The organism is Corynebacterium auriscanis, assembly GCF_030408435.1.
In the GTDB taxonomy this organism is placed as follows: domain Bacteria; phylum Actinomycetota; class Actinomycetes; order Mycobacteriales; family Mycobacteriaceae; genus Corynebacterium; species Corynebacterium auriscanis.
This window is the reverse complement of sequence record NZ_CP047046.1, coordinates 1,700,901-1,725,012: the sequence shown is the minus strand read 5'-3', so window position 1 is coordinate 1,725,012 and position 24,112 is coordinate 1,700,901. Positions and strand designations below refer to the sequence as shown.

At 57.8% G+C, this 24,112-nt stretch carries 18 protein-coding genes and 1 pseudogene; 11 read left to right on the top strand and 8 right to left on the bottom strand.

The genetic code is table 11. From position 1 onward, the window contains the following. Window positions 1-83 precede the first annotated feature (83 nt). The gene (locus CAURIC_RS07205) at window positions 84-473 is read left to right on the top strand and encodes a hypothetical protein (RefSeq protein WP_290182283.1); all 390 of its coding nucleotides are present in this window, start codon (window positions 84-86) and stop codon (window positions 471-473) included. 3 nt (window positions 474-476) lie between these two features. On the opposite strand, the gene CAURIC_RS07200 is transcribed toward CAURIC_RS07205, so the two are convergent. Together CAURIC_RS07200 and glgA are read right to left on the bottom strand one after the other, a co-directional pair. Further along, on the bottom strand, window positions 477-1,985 hold the full coding sequence (locus tag CAURIC_RS07200; RefSeq protein ID WP_035114149.1) for a GH32 C-terminal domain-containing protein: 1,509 nt from the start codon (window positions 1,983-1,985) through the stop codon (window positions 477-479). A 99-nt stretch (window positions 1,986-2,084) separates the two neighbouring features. Continuing rightward, window positions 2,085-3,278 (bottom strand): glycogen synthase, encoded by a 1,194-nt coding sequence (glgA, locus tag CAURIC_RS07195; RefSeq protein WP_035114146.1) that lies wholly within the window; start codon window positions 3,276-3,278, stop codon window positions 2,085-2,087. A 146-nt stretch (window positions 3,279-3,424) separates the two neighbouring features. Between glgA and glgC the strand changes: the two genes are divergently transcribed. Then, window positions 3,425-4,642 carry a glucose-1-phosphate adenylyltransferase gene (gene glgC / locus CAURIC_RS07190; RefSeq protein ID WP_035114231.1) on the top strand — a complete coding sequence of 406 codons (1,218 nt, stop codon included), beginning with the start codon at window positions 3,425-3,427 and terminating at the stop codon, window positions 4,640-4,642. 158 nt (window positions 4,643-4,800) lie between these two features. Here the strand turns inward: glgC and CAURIC_RS07185 are convergent, their stop codons facing one another. Beyond that, window positions 4,801-5,481, bottom strand: coding sequence for an O-methyltransferase (locus CAURIC_RS07185; protein ID WP_035114142.1), 681 nt, complete (start codon window positions 5,479-5,481; stop codon window positions 4,801-4,803). Between the two features lie 187 nt (window positions 5,482-5,668). On the opposite strand from CAURIC_RS07185, the gene sigE reads away from it, so the two are divergent. The 3 genes and pseudogenes from sigE to CAURIC_RS07170 all read left to right on the top strand — a co-directional run. Beyond that, complete coding sequence (gene sigE / locus CAURIC_RS07180; protein WP_035114139.1) at window positions 5,669-6,262, top strand: RNA polymerase sigma factor SigE; 594 nt, start codon at window positions 5,669-5,671, stop codon at window positions 6,260-6,262. Between the two features lie 31 nt (window positions 6,263-6,293). Continuing rightward, a complete protein-coding gene (locus CAURIC_RS07175) occupies window positions 6,294-6,677 on the top strand; it encodes a zf-HC2 domain-containing protein (RefSeq protein ID WP_084588156.1) in 384 nt (127 codons plus the stop codon). A gap of 84 nt (window positions 6,678-6,761) precedes the next feature. After that, window positions 6,762-7,313 (top strand): annotated as a pseudogene (locus CAURIC_RS07170) (twin-arginine translocase TatA/TatE family subunit); the annotation flags it as partial. A 364-nt stretch (window positions 7,314-7,677) separates the two neighbouring features. Here the strand turns inward: CAURIC_RS07170 and CAURIC_RS07165 are convergent. Continuing rightward, window positions 7,678-8,808 (bottom strand): Mrp/NBP35 family ATP-binding protein, encoded by a 1,131-nt coding sequence (locus CAURIC_RS07165; RefSeq protein ID WP_035114131.1) that lies wholly within the window; start codon window positions 8,806-8,808, stop codon window positions 7,678-7,680. Window positions 8,809-8,953: 145 nt separating this feature from the next. Here CAURIC_RS07165 and CAURIC_RS07160 point away from each other — a divergent pair, with 145 nt between their 5' ends. Further along, window positions 8,954-9,187 carry a hypothetical protein gene (locus CAURIC_RS07160; RefSeq protein ID WP_035114128.1) on the top strand — a complete coding sequence of 78 codons (234 nt, stop codon included), beginning with the start codon at window positions 8,954-8,956 and terminating at the stop codon, window positions 9,185-9,187. Window positions 9,188-9,218: 31 nt separating this feature from the next. Further along, on the top strand, window positions 9,219-9,929 hold the full coding sequence (locus CAURIC_RS07155) for a hypothetical protein (protein WP_052095000.1): 711 nt from the start codon (window positions 9,219-9,221) through the stop codon (window positions 9,927-9,929). A gap of 127 nt (window positions 9,930-10,056) precedes the next feature. Here the strand turns inward: CAURIC_RS07155 and CAURIC_RS07150 are convergent, their stop codons facing one another. The 3 genes from CAURIC_RS07150 to CAURIC_RS07140 form a co-directional block, all read right to left on the bottom strand. After that, a complete protein-coding gene (locus tag CAURIC_RS07150; RefSeq protein WP_290182275.1) occupies window positions 10,057-11,640 on the bottom strand; it encodes an amino acid permease in 1,584 nt (527 codons plus the stop codon). 274 nt (window positions 11,641-11,914) lie between these two features. Then, window positions 11,915-15,613 (bottom strand): multifunctional oxoglutarate decarboxylase/oxoglutarate dehydrogenase thiamine pyrophosphate-binding subunit/dihydrolipoyllysine-residue succinyltransferase subunit, encoded by a 3,699-nt coding sequence (locus tag CAURIC_RS07145; protein WP_035114126.1) that lies wholly within the window; start codon window positions 15,611-15,613, stop codon window positions 11,915-11,917. Between the two features lie 228 nt (window positions 15,614-15,841). After that, a complete protein-coding gene (locus CAURIC_RS07140) occupies window positions 15,842-16,615 on the bottom strand; it encodes a hypothetical protein (RefSeq protein WP_035114125.1) in 774 nt (257 codons plus the stop codon). A 58-nt stretch (window positions 16,616-16,673) separates the two neighbouring features. Between CAURIC_RS07140 and CAURIC_RS07135 the strand changes: the two genes are divergently transcribed. Continuing rightward, window positions 16,674-18,188: a carboxylesterase/lipase family protein gene (locus CAURIC_RS07135; protein ID WP_035114122.1), complete on the top strand. Its 1,515-nt coding sequence runs from the start codon at window positions 16,674-16,676 to the stop codon at window positions 18,186-18,188. Between the two features lie 148 nt (window positions 18,189-18,336). Further along, on the top strand, window positions 18,337-19,233 hold the full coding sequence (locus CAURIC_RS07130; RefSeq protein WP_235700719.1) for a hypothetical protein: 897 nt from the start codon (window positions 18,337-18,339) through the stop codon (window positions 19,231-19,233). A 270-nt stretch (window positions 19,234-19,503) separates the two neighbouring features. Here the strand turns inward: CAURIC_RS07130 and CAURIC_RS07125 are convergent, their stop codons facing one another. Next, window positions 19,504-20,043, bottom strand: a complete 540-nt coding sequence (locus CAURIC_RS07125) for a hypothetical protein (RefSeq protein ID WP_035114120.1) — start codon at window positions 20,041-20,043, stop codon at window positions 19,504-19,506. A gap of 288 nt (window positions 20,044-20,331) precedes the next feature. Here CAURIC_RS07125 and CAURIC_RS07120 point away from each other — a divergent pair, with 288 nt between their 5' ends. Then, window positions 20,332-21,639, top strand: coding sequence for an FAD-dependent oxidoreductase (locus CAURIC_RS07120; protein ID WP_035114116.1), 1,308 nt, complete (start codon window positions 20,332-20,334; stop codon window positions 21,637-21,639). Between the two features lie 136 nt (window positions 21,640-21,775). Beyond that, complete coding sequence (locus CAURIC_RS07115; protein ID WP_035114112.1) at window positions 21,776-24,067, top strand: DEAD/DEAH box helicase; 2,292 nt, start codon at window positions 21,776-21,778, stop codon at window positions 24,065-24,067. The last annotated feature ends 45 nt before the right edge of the window (window positions 24,068-24,112 follow it).

Genomic DNA, 24,112 nt, shown 5'->3' with positions numbered 1-24,112 from the left:
GTGGGATGTGGGCGGTGGGTGCTTCGGTGGGATGTGGGCGGTGGGTGCTTCGGTGGGATGTGGGCGGTGGGTGCTTCGGTGAGATGGGCGGTGGACACCCCGTCCCCATATCGTTCGTTATCGGGGTGCCCGAGGGTGGAACTGCTACCAATATCGGGGTGCCCGAGGGTGGAACTGTTACCAATATCGGGGTGCCCGAGGGTGGAACTGTTACCAATATCGGGGTGCCCGAGGGTGGAACTGTTACCAATATCGGGGTGCCCGAGGGTGGAACTGTTACCAATATCGGGGTGCCCGAGGGTGGAATTGCTACCAACATCGGGGTGCCCGAGGGTGGAACTGTTACCAATATCGGGGTGCCCGAGGGTGGAACTGTTACCAATATCGGGATGCCCGAGGGCGGAACTGCTACCAACACCGGGGTGCCCCAGGGCGGAACTGCTACCAACCGCAATGGGGCAGCAGCTGAGTGAACACTACAGTTCCTCGTCCACGCCCGTTGCGAGCTCGCGGTCCGCGAGCAGAGCTTCGCGCATAAAGCGCTCTTGCTCCTCTGGCGAAGTTAGTCCAGCGTTGCGTCGCTGGATTTCCTTGCCCTTAGTGCGCATGCTGGCGATGACCTTTGCGCCATCGTGCGCTTTGACTTCAATGGCACTAGCGGGTTGCTCGGAGAGTACCGTGCTGGTCAACGTGGCAGACCCGCCATCAGCGAATACTTCACACACCGGCCCGTCAACGAAGATCGCCAAGGTATCGCTGTCCGCGTCGTCCAAAGGCGCACTGACTGTGTTCACCCCGTTACGGGCAATACTAATTTCGTTTGCCGCGTAGGTGATCGTCAGCACTACCTTCCCGTCTTGGTTAACTAGATCGGCCACGACCTTGCCCTGGCTAGCATCCAGTTGCGCGGTGTAGATGATTCCGTAGTCGGAGAACCCGCGAACGGCAGCGGGAGCACCCACGATGTCTTGGTAGAGCTTGCCATCGGCCAATGTCAGATGACGGGGCGCCGATAGGCAGTTGGCCCACGAGTCCACACCCACAGCTTGCGGATGCGTTCCTACTAGACCAAACATAACGGTGCTTTCGCCTTGGATTATGCGAGGTCGAGTGAAATCCGGACCGAAATCGAGCGGTCGGAAATCGGTGGAGACGTGCAGGGTGTTGCCCTGCAGTGTTCCCACTAGATAGCCAGCGGTCTCGCGCGACGGCGTAGATTCGTTGGGGAAGGTCACCACAACGACATCCTTGGCCTCACCGGTTACAACATCGTCCATTCGGACGATGCGCGGTGCGAATGGTCGGCTCGTGGGCAGCTTTGCGTTCCCTTCAAGCTGCAATGGCCCCTCAACCTTCCAGTTCTGGCGATCAGTAGAGCTCAACACCACGATACGTGCTTCGGTTTCACCCTCCAGAGCCAACGCCACCATGACCCAGCCACCGAATTGCTCATGGGGGATCACACACGGTGTCACTAGATTGCGTACTGCGTAGGCTGAATCGTCAATCGAGATGGGGCCTAAGCGGCGGACGTGCGGGTCGATTGTGGACGGATCGTCCGAAACATCAATCATTTCTGAGATGTTGTCGATCGCTGCACGCTGGATCTGGAATTGGCGCGCCCCTTTATCCCCGTGGTCAATCTCTGACCCTAGAAGCTCACCGCGACCGGTTGCCTCACTCTGGTCGGCAGTGGTGCTAACAAAAAATAGTTCGACGCCCTCGTCCGTGCCTACCGACGATCCGGCTAGGATATCGATTTCATCGCCTTCGGGGGCCAGAACATCATCGCAAACGTCCCAGTCGTAGGCCACGGAGGAAGCTACCTGGTGCGCCCACTTCGCCCCGGAAGTCGGGGTGGGCCGAAACTGGTGGAACACGTGAATGGCGCCATCGGCGAAGATGGCGCCAGCCGGAGCTTCGAGCACACCGGTTTCTGCAGTGATGTGCAACTCCGGGCGGTTTAAGCGGAGGGAGTTTTCCATGTCCCCATGTATACCAGTGAACGCTGACGCGGGTCGGGGTCCTTAGAACCCCCAAACAACTATCTGAGGTGGTTATTAGGGGAGGGGTGGGCGTATCCGCTACAGCAACGAACGGTATACGTCCACAGTTTGTTGAGCGATCGTGGCCCAACTGAAAGTATCCACAGCGCGGTCACGCCCAGCCTGCCCAAAAGCGCGTACTTTGTGGCGGTCGGCAACCAGGTCATTGGTAGCGCGAGCCAAGTCCTGCTCGAAGGCTTCGGCCTCGTGGGCGTCGTAATGAACCAAAGTGCCGGTGGAGCCATCCACCACAACCTCGGGAATGCCACCCACATCCGATGCGACAACTGCCGTTCCGCAGGCCATGGCCTCCAAGTTCACGATGCCGAGGGGTTCATAGATGGAAGGGCAGAGGAATACATCGGACGCCGTGAGGATTTCCTGCAAGTTTTCCTTGGGTAGCATTTCCTTGACCCAGAACACGCCATCGCGGCTGGACTGCAGCTCTTCGACCAAGCCGGTAACCTCCGCCTCGATTTCCGGGGTGTCCGGTGCGCCTGCACATAAGACAACCTGGATCTCGCTATCCATGTGGCGTATCGCACGCAATAGGTGTGGTACACCCTTTTGGCGCGTGATGCGACCGACGAAGCTGACGATGGGGCGGGAGGGGTCAACACCAATTTCCTGCAAGACGGAGCGGCCCGTGGTCTCTGCGGCCTCGGCGAAAATGGGGCGGGGCTGCCACAACTGCGAATCAATGCCGTTGAGTACTACGTGAATGCGATCCGGATCGATGGCTGGGTAGGCATCTAGAATCGCCTCTTTCATCTTGGCTGAGACCGCGATTACTGCATCGGCTTTTTCCATTGCGTTCTTTTCCGACCACGAGGACACTAGGTAGCCTCCCCCGAGCTGTTCGCGCTTCCACGGGCGGTGTGGCTCTAGGGAGTGCGCGGTGGCTACGTGCGGGATCTCATTAAGCAGCGCGCCAACATGGCCACCGAGGCCGGTGTACCACGTGTGAGAATGCACCACATCTACGGGCCCACCTGCATTGAGCTGGTTTGCCATGCGCAGACCCGTGGAGAGGGTCTGCACGGAAGCATTGGCGTTTTTCAATTCTGGGTCCACGCCATGAACGTAGACGTTTTCTTCTTGGCGAGGACCACCCATGCAGTGGACGTCGACAGTCTCCAATTCACGCATGTGCCGTACCAATTCGGTAACGTGCACGCCGGCTCCGCCGTAAATCTCCGGTGGGTATTCTTTGGTCAGCATCGCGATACGCATACCTATGACTTTAAGCCACGCTTGAACAAGTTTCCCGTCGTAAGCCACCCTGTTTGGGTAGGCCGGAAGTCAAAGGGTTCCCCCGCAAAAGTGATGTGATCGATTTCGCCAAGCAAAACTCCGCGCGCGCCATTACGGTGGGAGGTGTGAAGAACACTCCGAACGTCTTGTCCATCGTTCTGGCGGGTGGTGAAGGTAAGCGCCTTTTCCCCTTTACCGCTGACCGCGCGAAGCCGGCAGTTCCCTTCGGTGGCAACTACCGCTTGATCGACTTTGTACTGTCCAACTTGGTCAACGCCGGCTACTACAAGATCTGTGTGCTGACCCAGTACAAATCCCACTCCCTTGACCGCCACATTTCCCAATCGTGGCAGTTGTCGGGTCTCGCCGGACAATACATCACTCCAGTCCCGGCACAGCAACGTCTTGGCAAGCGCTGGTTTACCGGTAGTGCCGACGCGATCTTGCAGTCCCTTAACTTGGTTTACGATGAGCAGCCGGATTACATCATCGTCTTCGGTGCGGATCACGTGTACCGCATGGACCCTGCGCAAATGGTCAAGGAGCACATAGAGTCCGGTGCTGGGGTTACGGTCGCAGGCCTTCGGGTGCCTAGGTACGACGCCACCGCGTTCGGCGTGATTCAGGCCGGTGATGACGGTCGGATCGAGCGATTCTTGGAGAAGCCGGCGGATCCTCCGAGCGTGCCGGATGATTCGGAAGTCTCATTCGCCTCGATGGGTAACTATGTGTTCACTGCTCAAGCGCTGATTGAAGCGCTGTTGGAAGATTCCGAGAATGAAGCTTCCAATCACGATATGGGTGGCGACATCATCCCTATGCTCGTCGATAAGGGACAGGCGCAGGTCTACGACTTCTCCTCGAACTACGTGCCAGGTGAAACCGACCGCGACAAGGGATACTGGCGTGACGTGGGTACGGTGGATGCTTTCTACGAAGCGCACATGGACCTCATTAGCGTTCACCCAATCTTCAACCTGTATAACCAGCAGTGGCCAATTCACACTGCGGAGACCGGTAACTTGCCACCGGCCAAGTTCGTCAAGGGCGGTATCGCGCAGTCGTCCATGGTTTCGGCGGGTTGCATCATTTCCGCCGGTACCGTTCGTAACTCCGTGCTGAGCGAGAATGTGATTGTGGATGAGGGCGCAACAGTGGAAGGCTGTGTGATCATGCCTGGCGTGCGTATCGGTAAGGGTGCGGTTGTACGTCACGCAATCATCGACAAAAACGTTGTCATCTCCGACGGTCAGATTGTCGGCGTGGACCGCTCGTTGGATGAGCAACGGTTCAAGGTCTCTGATGACGGCGTGGTCTGTATTGGAAAGAACCAGCGGGTTTAGCCTCGGGTTCTCGAACTGGGGGTAGACGCAGCAGGCTGAAGCTCAGCGCCGTGAAGATTCACCTCGCTCAGCTTGTTGCGCGGTGAGCTGATCAGCTGCGTTAGCTCTGCGGTGCGCTGATTGGCTGCGTTAGCTCTGCGGGGCGCTGATTGGCTGCGTTAGTTCTGCGGGGCGCTGACCTTTGTTAGCAACGTTAGCCCCGCGCCCAAGGGTAGGCGCGAAACCTGAACGTCCTGCAGCTCGCGGAAGAACTCGTCTGCTTCCCGAGCCGCCGTGGTTTGCCGGTCCGTGCGGGACTCATCGCCAATGAGGCCATCAACCAGCGTGTCCATGAGGATGATCAAGCCACCCGGTCGGAGCGCGGGTAGCGTGGCTTTCACCAGTGGAATGAGGTCTTCCTCATGGGCTTCAGCTACGGCGAGATCGTAGCTTTCCTGCGCGAGGCGGCTCACAACATCGAGTGGGGAGCTAGGGAGAAAGCGGAAGCTGTTGGGTCGCTTTCCGGATGCCGCAAAGGCTTCCTTCGCCAACTGTTGGTATTGCACCTCCGGTTCAATGCACGTGAGGTGACCGTCGGACATGCCGGCGAATAAGTAGGATCCAACCACACCGGATGCGCTGCTCATCACGATTGCAGTGGGGGTGTGTCCAGCGAGAGTCGCGGAGCTCCCAGCATGCGCGGCTAGGAGTGTAAGAAATTCGCCCGTAATCGTGTCTGGGTACATCAGCCCAAATTCCTCGGCGGCTTCTATTGCGACGAGGAGCGCTTCATCGTGGTTCGCCGTGCGGTTGACGTGAGCGACGATGGCTTGTTCGGGGGTAGCAGATGAGGCATTCACAAGGGACAAGCCTAGGGGAGGAATACGGGTACATTGCGCTGGGTACGCGGCATGTCTGCGTGTGGCGTCGAAAAAAGAAAAGCGAGTGAACTGCCGTGACTGCTGTGACCGGCGAGGTTTGAGATTCACAGGTAAGAAACAGGTCAAGATTAGATTTTTGGGAGGGAAATAAGTCACAATAAGAGACATGAGTGACTCGATTGCGGCCGGAGCTAGTACCGCGGATTTTGATGCCGGAATCGGAAAGATGCCAACGTGGGAGCAGTTGGTTAACGAACACGCCGATAGTGTGTATCGCTTGGCGTACAGGCTCTCGGGCAACCAGCAGGATGCCGAAGACCTCACCCAAGACACATTCATGCGGGTATTTCGCAGTCTGAAGAATTACCAACCGGGGACTTTTGAAGGCTGGTTGCATCGCATTACCACCAACTTGTTCCTCGATATGGTCCGGCGACGTTCCACCATCCGCATGGAGGAGTTGCCCGAGGATTACGACAGAGTAGAGGGTACGATCGCTGCTCCTGACGTGGCGTACGAGATGAATAATATCGATCCAGCATTAGAGCAAGCGCTGGACCAGCTGTCGCCCGAATTCCGTGTTGCAGTTGTACTGTGTGATGGCATGGGAATGACCTACGACGAGATTTCCCGTACATTGGGTCTAAAATTGGGAACAGTTCGTTCCCGTATTCACCGCGCCCGTACGCAGCTTCGCAGTCACCTGCAGCGCGAAGCTGGGCAGCTAACGTTCGTGCCAGCGGAAGCGGTGAAAAGCTAAGTCAGCGGTTGGCCACCAGAAAGGAGTAGTCGTGGCATCTTTCTTGGACGATTTCAATCGTGAACTGTCCGTGGACCACCTCTCCCTCGAGGCCATCGCGGCGCTCGTCGACAACGAGCTCAGCCCGAAAGCAGAGCATCGTGCCAAGGTGCATTTGGTGCACTGCGAGCAGTGCCGAGAAGAAGTCAATGCGCAGCGGGTGGCCGCTGAGCGACTTCGAGAGCATGAAGTTCCGGTCCGGGCCAGCGGAACCTTGCGCGAGAAACTAGCGAAAATTCCCGAAGCTGCGACCGTAGGCAGTGCACAACCCGCAGTCGCTCATGGCAAACGGACTTTCGCCGCTGACGGATGCCGGCGACCGGAGACTCTTTCCGATCGGGTGGGATTGCTTCTGCGGAGGCTAGCACAGCGCTAGTGGGGCCCGCCCGGGGTATACGCTGGAAACAGTGAACAGTTTTGATCGAGCGAGTCGCAGTGGCTGTGAGTTAAGGTATAGAGCGTGTTTTCAAGTGTTGGATGGGTAGAGCTTGCGATAATTTTCGTGGTCGCTCTATTGGTTATCGGCCCAGAGCGACTGCCAGGATTGATCAAAGAGCTCCGAGCAATCATGCTGGCGATTCGGAATGCCGTTGGCGAAGCCCGGCAACAATTGGATGGCGAATTCGGTGAGGAGATTCGCGAGTTCTCCAAGCCTCTCGCGGAATTGAACAGCGTGCGACAGATGGGCGCACGCGGATTCATCACCAAGACACTTTTTGACGGCGACGAAAGCTACCTGACGTCCCTCGACGACACGAAAAACCAGTTCCGCGATACCGTCGAAACGATTCGACAGCCCAACTTGCGGGATACCCTACGCGGAGCGGGGGCAGGAACCAACGCTAGTGCAAGTGGACAACAGGGAACCGCGGCTCAGGGTGGCGTCGAGATAACACAGCAAGCAACCGCAGGAGAATCGCGAGAGCAAGTCCGCACGGGTGGTGAAAGCCCAGTACAACAGGCGGCGGATCACCTCGCCATGGAGGCTCGTGCAGGTGGGGCGGGCCCTGGTATTGCTGGGAACATCGGTGGCGACCACAGTGCGGGTGCTCAAAGCAGGGGAGAGCAGGGCGCGGGCGTGCAGACTAATGCTGCCCAGGCCACGGGGTCCGCGCAGACCGCGGGGTCAGCTGTACCAGTATCGGAAAACACCAAATCCCAACCACCCCAGGCGGCTACCGGTGGCGGGCAAACCGCTAATGCTAGCGGTTGGGACGATGTGATCTAAAACAACGTCGTTTCTGTGGGGCAACCCACCCCAAGGTGAAAGGTCACACTCGGGCGGCTGGTTTTAACCCCGCGACGGGATGTAACCCCGCGACGGGATATAACCCTCAAGAGGGGCGAACCCCGCAGAAAGAAACCTTCCCAGGGGCCTACTTGCGCGTGACCCCAAGGTTGAGCGACTTACCAGCCAACGACGAGCGTCGCATCGACAAGTGATCGGCGATCCCACCGAAGGCGATGGCGGCTTCACTTTCGGGTTCTGAGATGACGATGGGGTTACCCAAATCGCCACCGATACGGAGGTTGGGATCCAATGGGATTTGACCGAGCAGGGGAACCTTGGTGCCGGCAATCTTCGACAGTCGATCGGCGACAAACTGACCGCCGCCGGAGCCGAAGACCTCCATCTTGGAACCATCCGGCATGTTCATCCAGCTCATGTTCTCGATCACACCACCGATGCGCTGACGAGTCTGCTGGGAAATGGAACCGGCGCGCTCGGCGACCTCGGCGGCGGCAGCCTGTGGGGTGGTAACAATCAGCAACTCCGCATTCGGGACCAGCTGCGCCACGGAAATCGCCACGTCTCCGGTTCCCGGTGGCAAGTCGAGCAATAGAATGTCCAAGTCGCCCCAGAACACGTCACCTAGGAACTGTTGAATCGCACGGTGCAGCATAGGGCCACGCCACACGACCGGGGAGTTATCGCCCAAGAAGTGCCCAATGGAAATCAACTTCACACCGTGGGCCTGCAACGGCATGATCATCTCATCAACCTGGTGTGGCTTATCTGTACTGCCCATCAGGTGAGGGATGGAGTGGCCGTAAATATCGGCATCAATGATGCCGACCTTCAGCCCACGCTTGGCCAAGCCCACGGCGAGGTTGACCGTCACACTGGACTTACCCACGCCGCCCTTACCGGAGGCAATGGCGTACACGCGGGTGGTGGAATCTGGTTGAGCGAAGGGAATAACCGGATCGGCGGAATCTCCGCGAACCTTCATGCGCAGTTCGCGGCGCTGGTCATCGTTCATCACGTCGGTGGTGACGGTGGCCTTTTCCACGCCATCGACGGATTCGGTAGCCTGCTGAGTTCTCTCAACCAGGTGGTTTTTCATCGGGCAACCGGCGATGGTGAGGTAGATTTCTACGGCTACATCGGAACCGTTGATCTCGATTGACTTCACCATACCGAGCTCGGTTATCGGCTTATTAAGCTCGGGATCCTCTACGCGGGATAGCGCGCTGCGGACAGCGGATTCAGTTACTTGAGACATGATGATTGTCAGTCTAACGCACCCTGTGTACTGGGCTAATTCCACGGGGTGCAACAGCAACTGCATAAACAGTCGAGTGAAGACCAGTCTGGGGTGGGGAGTAAAGTAGACGACGACTATAGATTGTGTTGGAAGGCAGATTTTAGTGCACCTTATCGGGCGATTGTTCTGCGGTGGATTGGTTGGTGTGGCCATCTTTTTCCTCCTTGTTGGCCATTCCTTCGTAGGCGTGTATACCGTTGCAGCCGCAGTGGCATTGATTGCTGTGGTTCTTGCCGGCCGTGCTCCCGTAGCAGGAGAGGGTTTTCGGCTCCGCTCGCTGTGGAATATCCTGCCCGTCATCGCATTTGCTGTTGCCTACTACCTGACGTGGTTTTAAGCTCCGCCTCGAAAGCCAGATAGGGAATACTATGAACGCCAGCGCCCCAGTTCGTGGACCAATCGCATCCACTATCGCGCGCCAAGCCAAGACCTGTGCAGCGATGTTGATGATCGCGGCGATGGGCGTCGGAGCAAGTAGTTGCCACAATAATAGTGATGTGATCCTCCGTTTGGGCGTGCCACAAGGGGGTGTAGCGCCGGCGAAGATGGAGCAGCGGGAGGTCGATTCCCTGGGGTTGTACTACCTGCACGCGCTGGAGAAGACGGATCCCGAGACCGAAACTCAATTCAAGGTTGATCGGGTAGTTGTCGACCCCAAGGAGCGGATAACGGATCTTCGCACCGGAAAGGTCGGGGTGACTTTCGGTTGCGTGGGGGAACTGTTGGATTTACTCGACGCCCACAAGGCCCAGCAGCTTCGTGAATTGTATAGGAAAGAAGAAAAGCCCGATTTGGCGAAGTGGCGCGACATTACCCACAGCACAATGATGGCGGCCCTGCCGGCTGGGGTGGCTGCTTCGGATCCGGGGATTGCAAGTATTTGCTTCGATGAAAGCCTGCCGCAAAACATTGTGGCGCTGTATGACAACGAGGTACTCAAACGGTTCGACCGGCGGCAATTGAACAATGTGGCCGGCGGTGTGAGCACCGAGATGCTGGGGCGTTCGGAGCCCGCACTGCAGGCAACGGAGCCCGGTAACGAGGAGGAAACTGATTCGAAGGCGCAGGAAAACGAATGACTAATTCGCAGGTGCGGGGGTGGAGTGTATGGGCGCCCGGGGTGGTGCGGTTGGCTTAAGGGGCTTGGTGCGGGTGCGGGCGGGGAGGCGTGGTGCGGCCGGAGGAATGGTGCGGCCGGGGGAATGGTCAGGCGGGCGCGAGCTCGCCCTGAGCCTTACCTGGCTTCATTAAGAAGTAAAAAACGCTCATAATAACGATGAATCCGGCACCGGTTGCCAAGGAAACGCGGAACTCCTCGATCCATGCCAGCACACCGAAGGCCACCATGATCATGGCGATTGCGAAGTATTGGCCGATGGGCCACAGGGGTACGCGGTACTGGATCGCAGATACTTGCTCTGCGTTGAGTCCGCGACGGGAAGCCACGTGGGAGAGAAGGATCATCAACCAGACGAACACGGTCGCAAACGTGGCCAATGAGGCGAAGATGGTGAAGATCTTCTCCGGAATCATGGCATTGAGGACAACGCCCACAACGAGGATGAGGAGGAGCACGGCGGTGGTGATGACGGGCACATCGCCGGAGGTTCTCTTCATGAATTGCGGTGCAAGCCGCTGTTTCGCTAGGCCCGTGAGAACGCGACCAGCGCCGAAGATATCCGCGTTGATAGCCGAAACTGCGGCGGTTATCACCACGACGTTGAGCAGGGCGGCGGCCCACGTGATGCCCAGCGAACTAAAGATCTGAACAAACGGCGATTGCTCGCCATCAATCGTGCGCCAAGGGTTGATCAACAAGATGATCAAGATGGACAACACGTAGAACAGCAGAATACGGAACGGAACGGTGTTGATAGCTTTGGGCACTGCCTTTCGTGGATCATCGGTCGAGGCGCCGGCCACACCGATGATCTCCGTACCACCGAAGGCGAAGAGTACAAGAATGTATGCCCCAAGGAAGCCCCCGAAACCGTTGGGGAAGAATCCGCCATCATTCACCAAATTGTCGGGGCCCGTCGAATGAGAATCAGACAACCCAAATATGATTACGGCCGCCCCACCTAGGATCATGGCTACGACGGCGCCCACCTTAACCAGCGTGAGTCCGAACTCTAGTTCACCGAACATCTTGGTGCTGGCGATGTTCGCAGCGCCCACGAGCAACAGTGTGGCGGCGACCCACACCCAGGCGTCTACATCAGGGAACCAGAACCTCATGTAGATGCCGATGGCAGAAAGGTCCGCTAGACAAACGATGATCATTTCAAGAGCGAACATCCAGCCAGTGATGAATCCGGCCCAGTTGCCCAAGTAGCGTGTGGCGTATTCGGCAAAGGAACCGGAATGTGGGTTACGCAGTACGAGTTCGCCAAGACCACGCAGCATGAAGTAAACGACCGCGCCGCCGATGATGTACATGAACAGTACCGATGGCCCCGCTGCTTGGATGGCTGACGAGGAACCGTAGAACAAACCCGTGCCAATGGCTGACCCTAGAGCAATGAAGTGCAGGTGGCGGTGTTTCAGACCGCCTGTGCGATGTGCGGGGCGGCCTGGGGGGTCTGTGTGAGTCGGGTCAAGTGTGGCCACACCACCCGTTTGGTTGGTTGCGCTCGTATTGGCTGAATGCGTGGTTGCGTCAGCTGCAGTCTCGCCACCATGAGGGGTAGCGTTTCCGGTGTTGCTACTGGAGGCAGTGGGATTGGAAGAATCGTGTGAAGTGGCGCTGTCATTCTTATTGCGTGAGGCGCCGGTTTCCGGATTGGCCATGATTATTGCCCTTTCTCTTCAGGCGGTCATCGCACGGTGGCTTCATCTCTGTAGTTGAACGCTGAAGTGGGTGCGCACAGTGAAATGAGGCTTTCCATTGGGGATATTGCAACCTTATGAGAATAGGGCGATGGGGAGCCAATAGGGGTAACTATGAATGAAAAACACCGCCCGACCCCAGGGTGGGGGCGGGCGGTGCGTGATGCGACTAGCTTTTGGCTAGCCCCGGGAAGGAGTTACGTTTCTCCAATGGCGCAACGAGGCTAGGTTTGGTCTAGTCGCGGAACGCTTCTTCGATGAGTTGCTTCTGCTCCAGCTGGTGCACCTTTGCAACGCCAGTAGCAGTCGAAGCTTGTGCGCGACGGGAAACGCGCTTGAGCTTCAGGCCTGGCAGGTACTCCGGCAATTCCAGAGCCAGGAATGGCCAAGGACCCTGGTTAGCAGGCTCATCCTGGACCCAGCGAACTTCGGCGTTCGGGTAGTTTTCCAGTGCAGCCTTAATCCGGTTGTATGGGACGGGGTGCAGCATTTCTACACGGACGATGGCGACATCGTCGCGGTTGTCCTCTTGGCGCTTCTTCTCCAAGTCGTAGTAAACCTTGCCCGAGCACATCAGAACATAGCGAACCTTTTCGTTCTTACCGTTCTGATTTGGATCGTCGATGACGGACTGGAACTTCTTTACCTCGGTGAAGTCCTCCACGCTGGACACAGCTGCCTTGTTACGCAGCATGGACTTTGGCGTAAACACAACCAAAGGACGCTTCAGGCTGCCCAATGCGTGGCGACGCAGCAGGTGGAAGTAGTTGGCCGGTGTGGAAGGCTGGGCAATGGTCCATGTGCCTTCTGCGGACATCTGCAGGAAACGCTCGATGCGGGCGGAGGAGTGGTCAGGGCCCTGGCCCTCGTAACCGTGAGGCAGCAACAGCACGAGGCTGGAAATTTGACCCCACTTGGCTTCACCGGAAGATACGTACTCATCGATGATGGTTTGCGCACCGTTGGCGAAGTCACCGAACTGAGCCTCCCATGCAACCAGCGCGTCTGGGTTACCTACGGAGTAGCCGTACTCGAAGCCCATTCCGGCGAATTCCGTCAGTGCGGAGTTGTATGCCTCAAAACGGCCACCGTTTCCGGCTTCCTCTCCGAGCACCTGCAGTGGGTTGTAACGGTCGTGATCTTCGTGGTCGAACAGGACACAGTGGCGCTGGGTGAAAGTACCACGGAGCGTGTCCTCACCGACCAAACGAACCAGCTTGCCACCCTCAACCAAGGAACCGAAGGCCAATAGCTCACCGAATCCCCAGTCGATCTTGCCCTCGCGAGACATCTGCTTACGGCGCTTGATGACTGGCTTAACACGTGGGTGTGGCTCAAAGCCCTCAGGAACGTCGTAGAACAGGTCACCGATCTTTTCAACCAGCTCGCGCGGGACGGAGGTATCCAGGCCGTGGGGCAACTCCTGGGATCGGGTGATACCCAGCTGCTCCTTGGCCTTGGCGCCCTTTTCGGCCTTGCGAACCTCGTTGAACACGGTCTCCAACTGATCGTGGAAGTCGCGCTGCACCTTCTCCGCATCCTCTTCGGACAGGTCGCCACGGCCAATGAGGGCCTCAGTGTACTGCGCACGAGAAGTGGCCAGGTCGCCGATGATGTCGTACATCAATGGCTGGGTCATCGATGGGTCGTCTGCCTCGTTGTGACCACGGCGACGGTAAGTAACCAGGTCGATGAAGACATCTTTACCGAAGCGGTTGCGGTAATCGACAGCCAATTGGGCTACCCATACGCAGGCCTCTGGGTCATCACCATTGACGTGGAATACCGGGCAGTCAAAGCCCTTGGCCAGGTCGGTGGCGTAGTGGGTGGAACGGCCTGCATCTGGGGTGGTGGTGAAACCGATCTGGTTGTTTACAACGATGTGAACAGTACCACCGACGCTGTACGCATCCAGCTTGAACAGGTTGATGGTTTCCTGAACCACACCCAGACCGGCGAAGGCGGCATCACCGTGTAATAGAACTGGCATTACGGTGTGCATATCCTTGCCACGATCCAGCAGATCTTCCTTCGCGCGCGCGATGCCCTCCATGACTGGGTTAACAGCCTCGAGGTGGGAAGGGTTAGCTGCCAACGAGACGTCGATTTCGCCGTCGCCGAACATCTGGTGGTAGTGGCCCTTGTCGCCTAAGTGGTACTTCACGTCTCCGGAACCACCAGCAGCAGCTGGGTCGATGTTGCCTTCGAACTCGGTGAAGATCTTGGAATAGGGCTTGCCAACGATGTTGGCAAGCACGTTCAGGCGACCACGGTGCGGCATTGCGATAACGACCTCGTCGAGGTCGGCCCCAGCTGCACGGTCGATGGCTGCATCCATCATTGGGATTAGGGTTTCGGCACCCTCTAGGGAGAAGCGCTTTTGGCCCACGTACTTGGTCTGCAGGAAGTTCTCAAACGCCTCAGCGGAATTGAGCTTCTGCAGAATGTACTTTTGTTCAGCAGGGGAGAAGGAAGCCTGGCCCTCTTCGATGCGGTCCTGCAGCCACTGGCGCTCGGAGGCGTCCATGATGTGGGTGTACTCAGAACCAACCTTAAGGGTGTAGGCCTTACGCAGTGTTGCGAGGACCTCGCGGAGGGTCATGGTTTCGCGACCTGCAAAGCCACCTACGTTGAAGGTGCGGTCGAAGTCCCACAGGGTCAATCCGTGAGATTCAATATCCAAGTCGGACTTGTCTGGCATGGGCAGGCCAGGGTGGGTCCACTGCAGTGGGTTGATGTCCGCCTTGAGGTGGCCGCGAGCGCGGTAGGCCTCGATCAGCTGCATAACACGGGTGGACTTATCCACTCCGATGTTCGGCAGGTCCTGGCTCCAGCGCACAGGGGCGTAAGGCACGCGCATGGACTCGAAAATGCTATCCCAGAACGCATCGTCAACAAGCAAACGGCTCATAGTGCGCAGGAACTCGCCGGACTCGGCGCCCTGGATGATGCGGTGGTCGTAAGTGGAGGTCATCGTGACCAGCTTGCCGATGCCCATCTCGCCCAAACGGTCCTCGGATGCGCCGGCGAATTCAGCTGGGTAATCCATGGATCCCACACCGATAATGGCGCCCTGCCCCTTGGTCAGGCGTGGCACGGAGTGGCGGGTGCCGATTCCACCTGGGTTGGTCAGCGAGATGGTAACTCCGCTGAAGTCATCCATCGTCAGCTTGCCCTTGCGTGCGCGAACAACAATGTCTTCGTACTTCTCTACGAACTCATTGAAGCCCAGCGTCTCGGCTTCCTTAATTGCGGCGACCACGAGGGAACGGGAGCCGTTCTTGGCTTGCATGTCGATAGCCAAGCCCAAGTTAATGTGCTCTGGGGTAACCAGGGTGGGCTTCCCATCCACCACCGCGTAACTATTGTTCATGTCTGGGTGCGCCTTGACAGCCTGGATCAGGGCGTAACCAATGATGTGCGTAAAGCTGATCTTGCCGCCACCGCGGGCAATCAGAGTTTCATTAAGCACTGCTCGGTTTTCGAACATGAGCTTCGCTGGCATATCCCGGACGGAGGTAGCCGTCGGGAGTTCCAGGGAAATGTCCATATTCTTGGCAACGGCTTTGGCCGGGCCACGCAGCACCGTCTCGCCTGGCTCCGGTGCCTCAACGGGCTGTTTCGGAGCTGGCGGAGCTACACGTGTTGGTATGGGCCGTGCGACCTTATGACGGGTACTGTCCACCTGAGTCTCTTTAGCCTTGGCCGTGGGAGCTTTGGTGTTGCTCTCTGGGGATGGCTGAACTGACTGGGTGGAGGCGCTGCCCGCAGCATTCTGCTGCTGGGTGGATGCCTTATTGTCAGAAGCACCCGCCGAACCGTTCTTCTCGAAAAATTCGCGCCAGTCGGCATCAACCGACTGCGGGTTCTGCTTGTACTGCTGGTACATTTCGTCTACCAGCCATTCGTTCTGACCGAAATTTGCGCTGCTCACAGCAGGTCCTCGCCTCTTTCTTTTATGACTTTAAAGTCCCGTCCAACCACCCTACTACAATTCGCTCTATAGCCTACGGCGTAGGGGGTTGGGCTGTTATTGAGATATATGCAGTTGAAACGCGCTTTATTATGCCCCCATAAAGGTGTGCGATGTCGCTGGCAGAGGAAGCCGGTCTGACGTCCGTGTTCAGCTGTCATCTCTTACTGGGTAGCAAGGTGGCTACGGCTACTCCACCGAGGTTTGCTGGCCGGCTTCCGCCACGAAACGGTGCACCTGCTCGATCATGGTCTTCGCGATGGCGCGGTTGGCGGTGACCCCTAAAACCAGGCCAATGCCGAACGGCATGATCTTGCGGAACATTCCCTTGGCGAAGGCCTTGCGTATCTGTCGCAAGGCCAACTTGCCCAGCACTCCGTTGATCATGGGCAAGTCTTTTTGGGGAGCCTTGGTTACACCGCGCAGGGACTTGACTGAGGCCATCGTGGACCCCTGAGACAATGCGCTAACCAGTTCATTGTCATCAGCGCCGGACACGGTCAGGAGTACGATCGCGCGACGCTTTTCCTCGTCATCAATGTTAATGCCGTGTAAGTGGGCAGATGCTAGGGAGTACAGTCCGCATGCCTCGAGTACTAACAGGGATTCACCACCGACGGCACCGATGGAAAGCAGGGTACCCAGGCCCGGAACGGCGGCAATACCACCGGTGCCTGCACCGGTGCCAGTCAGCAAGTTCATGAAGTGCTTGTCGAGAATCGCTTGCTTTTCGTCCAGCGACTTATCCGCGTTCTTCTCTGTCAGCTTTTGCACGTAAGACCGAATAGCGGGCGCTTGAATCTGTGCGCTTCGGTCAATTGCGGCAAAGAATCGGGTGGCGATCAGACCGTTGGGGTAGCCGTTGGAGTTATTTCCCTGGCTACCCCGTTGGGATGTGGTGGAGGTATTGGATTGATCGCTCTTCCGACCGAAGGGTAGAAATTTCTTTAGTGGTGAATTCATAGCGTTTAGGCTACAGATTTTTCGTCCATGGGGGCGAGGTAGCAATTATGTTGGAAATGTGAAGTTCGCAAACCGTCCCATCGTTGAAACTGCCTCCGGTCCGATTGCGGGCATGGTTATTGAGGGGGTTTGTACGTGGCGGGGCATTCCCTATGGCACGGCCGCGCGCTGGGAGCCGCCACGTCCAGCCACGTGGAACGGGGTGTGGGACGGTACAGAGTATGGCCCGGTGGCACCTCAAACGACATACGGGTGGGGCGACCGTGTGGTCGGCGATGAATGCTGTTTGAATTTGGATGTGGTGCGCCCTTATTCCGACGCCCAGCTGCCCGTGGTCGTGTACTTCCATGGGGGCGGGTTTTTCTCGGGTGCATCCCACACGGCAGTGCTGAGGGGGTTCAATTTTTCTAAGGAGATTGATTGCGTCTACGTGGGGGTGAATTTCCGGCTGGGCACACTGGGGTACGTGGATCTTACGTCGCTCGGGTGGGAGGGGACGGAGCACTGGGAACCAAATCCCGCCTTGAGTGATCAGATTGCAGCATTGCGGTGGGTGCACCGGCATATTGCAGCGTTCGGAGGTGACCCCGCCCGGGTCACGCTCATGGGGGAATCCGCGGGTGGCGCGGCGATCGCAGCGTTGATGTCCAGTCCCGCATCACACGGTCTGTACGACCGAGTAATCATGCAGTCTGCCCCTGTGATGGGGGTTCACACAGCGGTACAGGCACGGGTGTGGGCGCGCAAGCTTGTGCAGTATTCGGGTCTTGTGCCACGCACGGCAACGGCAAAGGAGCTGAGGGCGGTGCCGGTGGCGGATGTCGTCCGGGCTGGACAGCAAATGCTGTGGCGCGGGGGAGGGCTCAAGGAGCTCAATCCATGTTTCGGCACGTCGATCGGGGGAGAGTTAATGCCGCGCCATCCTCTGCAACAGTTTAAGGAGGGCCGGCAGGCCCCCACACCTATGCTGATTGGTACCAACAATGATGAGCTCTCGGTGGCCCAGCTGCTCTATTTCTCCAAGGGTTCCCGGGCGGACGCAGCTCGTCGAATGCTGCAGGCTCATGATCCGGTGGGCTTTGATGAGATCTCAAATGCGTATGGCGATTTAGGGAAGCGATCGAACTTCGCTCACTTGTTGACGGATGCGGTGTTTTGGGCCCAGTCGGTTCGGCTGGCGGAATTGCATAGTCAACATGACCACGATGTGTGGATGTATCGGTACGACTACGCGCCGGCGATGCTGAGGAGGTTGGGTATTGGTGCTATGCACTCCATGGAGTTATCGGCGCTCTTTGGTGATACGGGTGCATCGAAGGCCAAATTATTACTGGGTCAAGAGCAGTCGGTGTTGACCGAGCAGATGCAGGAGGCTTGGGGTCGTTTCATTTGGGGTGACGATCCGGGGTGGGAAAGGTACGAGTTATCGAATCGTGCAACCAGGATTATGGAGCGCGAATCATTCACGGTGCACGATCCTCGCGCGGACGTCCGGCGGGCATGGCAGCATTTCCGCATGGATGGTTGGTCCGGTGATGAGAGCTCCGTGGCAATGCCCCGCCCAGGCCGATAGGGTGATCCCCCATGTTTTGTTTACTGATGGGACTGACATCGTGCACAGCTGGGGTTACGATGGTGCTAACGCTGACGCAAGTCGGTGTGTACAGGGGTACTGACCCAGACTTTTACATGGGGTTTACTCCCCAAGGAGGCTTGTGAGCGTGAGTTTCTACAGCAGGATCGCCGAGGCTTTGGACGAAGTGGGCATTGAATCCCGGGTGGTTGACGGGTTGCTCCTGGTACCGATTGCGCCAGAACTGGAGATTCAGTTCCAGCACATCGAAGTTGAGGGGGGACTTTCCACCATCGATGCCGCCAATGTTTTTGTGGCGCGCACGGATGAAGACGGCGCCGACGGCAGCGACGTGGAGAATTCTGAACTCGCAGCGGCCGTAGACGATGAATTCGAAACCGATGAACTCGACAGTGAATCTGACGGAGATGCCGACGGGGGTGCGGAAGAAGCTGGTATCGAGGACGAAGACGGTGTAAATGAGGAACGGTTCGAAGCTGCCCTTGTGAGCGTTGTGTTCTCCGTCGAGGGTGCGGTTGAAGAAGTCAATAAGCACATGACAACCGATCAGCTGGTCACTGTGCTTCACGACCTGCTGGAGGGGACTGACGATCGTATATCCAATTTGGAGTTCGTGCAGGATTCCCGCGACGCGCTAGCTGTCAGCGCCGAGGTCGGTGACGGTTCGCTCCTTCACGTTCAGCTGTCAGATGGTGACGAGGGCGCGCAGGCTTTGGTGCGCTTTGTGGCCTTCGGTGAGGATTTCGACATCCTCATCGAGCAGGCAGAATCGGAGCTTTTCAGTGAGGACTTGGATCTCGATGACGACGAACGGTACGAGCTGTACCAAGCCACGGTCGCGGACATAGGTGAACTCACTAAGGAAGTGCTGGAGCTGGGAACGTTCACCGATTTCGATCTACTGTTCAATGCTTTGGCAGTGGCTGAGGTCCAAGCCCGCGAGTGGGAATCTCTGTTGGCTCCGCTCGATGACGGATCCGTGGATGCCTTTGATGGCGGTTTTGTTAACGGCGAACTCGGTTAAGTTCGTCTTGCTTCTCGGTGTGCGCAGAAAGCTAGGTTATGCACTGAGTGCAGCTGCGGGGTGCGCACAGAAGGCTAGGTTATTCAGTGTGTGCAGCTGCGGGGTGCGCACAGAAGGCTAGGTTATTCAGTGTGTGCAGCTGCGGGGTGCGCACAGAAGGCAAGGTTATTCAGTGTGTGCAGCTGCGGGGTGCGCACAGAAGGCAAGGTTTTCCAGTGTGTGCAGCTGCGGGGTGCGTTTAGGGGGGGTGCACCGCGCCGGGCGGTTTGCCTAGGCCGCGCGGCCATGAGGTGATTCCGCCAGTGCGGAACCCCGCTGGCGCAGTTGCTGTCCGGTCATCAGTGCATGCCAGGTCCACGCCCGGGAGCCATCGCCTTGGGCTTCTGCAATTCTTTCCACGTCGTGCACGGCCGTGCCGATTACTAGTCGGAATAGTGAATGGATTGTCGCCGTATGGCTGCGCAAGCTCGAATCCACAGCGATCGTATCTCCGCTGACGATCGCGTGGAGAGTCACAACATACAGATCGGGTGCTCGGCCTTCGGGGGTTGAACTTACGGGTGGGTTTTCTCCGATTATCCGACGCCACGCGGTGGCCGAAATGCGCCGCCGATAGGCGCGAACGGTAGTTTGGGTTCCGTGTTCCCGGGAAGCCTCCAGCGTTGTTTGCGGCGCGGCCCACGAAGGTGCGATGCGGATCAAGCTGCGCGGGTGTGCGAGGAGACCGGCAATCCGTTGCGCAGCCAGTTCCGTGGAATGCGCTGGAACTAGGGGGATCGTGTTCTTGATGCTTTTGTTCGATTCGATCATGGGGATCGTCCTTCCATTGAAGCGCATTGGTGCTTTGTGGTCGATTGGTTGGTGTGTGCTGCTGGTTGTGTTCTGGGTCTCGCTTTCGATGTGATCGTCAGCCTAGGGAGGGTATCGGACAAGGGCCGCAGGGCGTCGAAAAAAATAGAACAGGTGTTCGCCTCACTTGTGGAGCTCAGGCCATCCCGCAGTTCATAGGCTGGTTAGATACGATTAGGGAATAATTGCTGGGAACTAGGCAACGCGAAACGAAGACGTTCATGGAAAGGCCAAAGACGGTTAGTCGATATGGGTGAAATAGCAGTCATTGGAGGCGGCATCGCTGGTCTTGCTGCTGCCCGAACGTTGCGAAACGCGGGTAAGCGCTGTGTGGTGATTGAGTCGAGGGATATGCTCGGCGGTCACGTGCGATCAGAGCGCATCGATGACATGACCATTGATCACGGCTTCCAGCTGTTCAATTCGTGGTACCCCGCACTGAAAGAGATTCTGCGCCCGGGCGAATACGCGGCCCTGGGAATTAGAACTTTCCAACCCGGTATTCAGACCCTGACCGACCAAGGCCACGCGCTAATCATGGATCCAGTACGCGCACCGGCGCTGATTCCCGCTTTCTTGCGCTCATCCTTCGATTCGGCGTTCTCGTTGCGTGACCTTTGGGGGTTGCAACGATGGATCAGTAAAGAGATGCCACACCGGTCAAGTCTGGAACTGCGCAGTCTGCGTAAAAGCGACAAAGTCCGCGATATGGAAGTCGCCGAATCGCTGGATAAAAGTGGGGTGAAACGCGCACTGCGCAAGGTTGCGCTGGACCCGTTGGTGGAGGCTTTCCTGTACGACAAGGAAGGTGCTTCCAGTGCGACGTTTGCTAAGTGGCTATTGATGTCCCTCATGCGCGGCAATCTGGCGGTCCCCGATAACGGCATGGGTGAGATTTCGGCCACTATGGCGAGAATCCCGGGGTGCCGTTTCGAAATGAATTCACCGATAGAGTCCATCGAGATTGATGAGCGAGGTGCCGGGGGTGTGAAGCTGCATATCCGCAACGCACTCACAGGAGAGCTGCGGGTGGAAGAGTACGAACGCGTCGTGCTGGCCGTACGGCCGAAGGATGAAAACGCGCTAGTAGGAACCCCCATGCCCAAAATCGTGGGTATTTCCAGTTGGTGGTTTGTCTCTGACGAGCCGATTGCCCAGCGCCCGCTATTTACCGTGGACGGCACAGGGAAATCGCCCATTGCGGGGGCTGCGGAATTGACGGCGGCTGCGCCGAGCTACGCGCCCGATCGGCACCTCGTGGCGTGTAACGTCGTGCACTCCTCCGAACCACTGCCTAGTGATCGTAGGATCCAGCAGGACTTGGGGGTTTTATTCGGAGTGGATTCCAGCAAGTGGGAGTTGGTGAAGCGTCAGGACCAGCCCAATGCCAAGCCGATCATTGCCCCCACCCATGCGATTAAGGACAGTCAGGTACGTCAGGACATTCAACAGCGGATTTTCCTGGCGGGAACCCATCATGCCACCCCGACTTTGGATGGCGCGGTGCGAAGTGGGCAGCTGGCGGCCAAAAACTTGCTGGATTGTATCGAGGCATAGCCTGGATCGTATCGGCGAATCATCGCGAACGTTTCCGGTGCAACGGGTGAAATCTACCCGCACTTCAAGCCGCGTTTGTGCCACGGCGAGCACGCAGAATCGCTTAATCCGCCACGAAGGCGTAAGGTTGACCCCAATGAGTGATACTGAAAACGTCACCGGCGACGTGCAAAAGCCGGTTACGGACGAGTCGGTATCTCAGAAAGAACTGCGTGAAGGGGCGGACAATTCGCCCCTAGATGTGTCTGATGTGTTGGGAATTGAACCTGACGCGACTGGTGAGGCAGTGGATTCTGAGAAGGCCGAGAACGTGCAAGAACAAGAGCAAGATGTAAATTCCGGCCAAGAGAACCACACTGAACCAGTGGTTGAAGCGGCCGCAGATGATAAAGAACAAGTAACTGAGGGCCCGTCCTTCGACAACCTGGGGCTGACCAGTGAAGTACTGGAAGCCGTGAAGAAGGTTGGGTTCGAAGCGCCTTCGCCAATTCAGGAACAAACCATCCCTGTCCTGATGGACGGCAAAGATGTTGTTGGACTGGCACAAACCGGTACAGGTAAGACGGCGGCTTTTGCGCTGCCAATCTTGGCCCGTATTGATCCATCCAAGCGCCACCCGCAGGCTTTGGTGCTAGCTCCCACCCGTGAGCTCGCGCTGCAGGTAGCCGAAAGCTTCGAGTCCTTCGCTACTCATCTGGGTGGAATCCATGTTCTGCCCATTTACGGTGGCCAAGCCTACGGCATTCAGCTTTCCGGCTTGCGTCGCGGTGCCCACATCGTCGTGGGAACCCCGGGGCGTGTCATTGACCACTTGAATAAGGGCAGCTTGGATATCTCTGAGCTGCGATTCATGGTGCTGGATGAAGCCGATGAAATGCTCAACATGGGTTTCCAGGAAGATGTGGAGCGCATCCTTGAGGACACTCCAGAGGACAAGCAGGTTGCGTTGTTCTCCGCCACGATGCCAGCGGGTATTCGTCGGTTGTCCAAGCAGTACCTGAACAACCCGCAGGAAATCACGGTCAAGTCCACTCAGCGGACCAGCGAGAATATCGAGCAGGATTACTTGTTCGTCAATCATCGTAACAAGCTGGATGCCCTGACTCGGATTCTTGAGGTCACCGAGTTCGAGGCCATGATCATGTTCGTTCGCACCAAGAACGAGACTGAGGAGTTGGCCGAGCGCTTGCGTGCCCGCGGGTTCAACGCTGCTGCCATCAACGGCGACATCGCCCAGGCACAGCGTGAGCGCACTGTCGATCAGCTGAAGGACGGACGTCTGGATATCCTGGTCGCCACGGACGTGGCTGCGCGTGGTTTGGACGTGGACCGCATTACTCACGTGTTCAACTACGATATTCCTCACGATACCGAGAGCTATGTGCACCGCATTGGCCGTACGGGACGTGCCGGTCGCTCCGGTCGGGCAATTTTGTTTGTGACGCCCCGTGAGCGGCGCTTGCTGAAGGCTATCGAGCGGGCCACGAAGTCCACGCTGAACGAGATTGAACTGCCTTCCGTTGACGCGGTGAATGACGCACGCAAGGACAAGTTCCGTGAGGCGCTGCAGGACAGCTTGGGCGATACTCAACTGCCTGTATTCCGCGAGTTGGTGACCGAATTCGCAGCGTCCACTGAAACTCCAATGGAGGACATTGCTGCGGCTCTCGCTGCACAGATCCAAGCCGGCGAAGATTTCCTGATGAAGGAAATGCCAAAGGACGAGCGCCCAGCTCGGCGTCGTCGCGAAGATCGTTACGGCGATGAAGGTCGCTCCGGTGGCGGTAGCTACCGCAGCTTCAATGAACGCTTTAATAAGGAAGCTCCGCGGGTTACGGACCGCAACGGCAACGAGATGGCGGTGTACCGCTTGTCCGTGGGTCATCGCCAGCGCGTGCGCCCAGGCGCCATCGTAGGTGCGATTGCCAACGAGGGTGGTCTGAACTCTCGCGATTTTGGCCGCATCAACATTTTCTCCGAGCACTCTCTCATCGAGCTTCCAGCGGACCTACCACGCGAGGTTTTTGAGCAGCTGGATAAAACCCGCGTATCGGGCCAGTTGATCAATATTGAGCCGGATCCAGGAGCACCAGACGGTCGCCCCGCCAGCCATCGTCGCGGTGATGGCCGTGGCGATAGGGATCGCGGTGGTCGTGGCGATCGTGGTAGTCGTGGTGGTCGTGGTGATCGCTTCCGCGGTGATGACCGACGCGGTGATGATCGTCGTGGCGGCCGTGGGGATTGGAACGAATCTCGCGATCGCGGCTTTGGCGGCCGCGGACGGGGTAACCGTGATCGCGATGACTTCCGTGGCGGTGACCGCCGCGGGCACGGCGAACGCGGGGATCGCGGAGATCGCGGAGGCCGTGGCGGTTTCAACCGCGATGATCGCGGTGGGCGCGGTGATCGCTTCCGCGGACGCCGCTAAATAGCGCGGAACCCGGGTCACCTCCTGGCAAGGAGCTGACCCGGG

Bases quoted from the DNA above. Each gene is read 5' to 3' on its own strand.
- CAURIC_RS07205 (WP_290182283.1), top strand. From the start codon at position 84: ATGGGCGGTGGACACCCCGTCCCCATATCGTTCGTTATCGGGGTGCCC.
- CAURIC_RS07115 (WP_035114112.1), top strand. From the start codon at position 21,776: ATGAGTGATACTGAAAACGTCACCGGCGACGTGCAAAAGCCGGTTACG.
- glgA (WP_035114146.1), bottom strand. From the start codon at position 3,278: ATGCGTATCGCGATGCTGACCAAAGAATACCCACCGGAGATTTACGGC.
- CAURIC_RS07165 (WP_035114131.1), bottom strand. From the start codon at position 8,808: ATGTCTCAAGTAACTGAATCCGCTGTCCGCAGCGCGCTATCCCGCGTA.
- CAURIC_RS07150 (WP_290182275.1), bottom strand. From the start codon at position 11,640: ATGGCCAATCCGGAAACCGGCGCCTCACGCAATAAGAATGACAGCGCC.
- CAURIC_RS07120 (WP_035114116.1), top strand. From the start codon at position 20,332: ATGGGTGAAATAGCAGTCATTGGAGGCGGCATCGCTGGTCTTGCTGCT.
- CAURIC_RS07155 (WP_052095000.1), top strand. From the start codon at position 9,219: ATGAACGCCAGCGCCCCAGTTCGTGGACCAATCGCATCCACTATCGCG.
- CAURIC_RS07125 (WP_035114120.1), bottom strand. From the start codon at position 20,043: ATGATCGAATCGAACAAAAGCATCAAGAACACGATCCCCCTAGTTCCA.
- CAURIC_RS07200 (WP_035114149.1), bottom strand. From the start codon at position 1,985: ATGGAAAACTCCCTCCGCTTAAACCGCCCGGAGTTGCACATCACTGCA.
- sigE (WP_035114139.1), top strand. From the start codon at position 5,669: ATGAGTGACTCGATTGCGGCCGGAGCTAGTACCGCGGATTTTGATGCC.
- CAURIC_RS07140 (WP_035114125.1), bottom strand. From the start codon at position 16,615: ATGAATTCACCACTAAAGAAATTTCTACCCTTCGGTCGGAAGAGCGAT.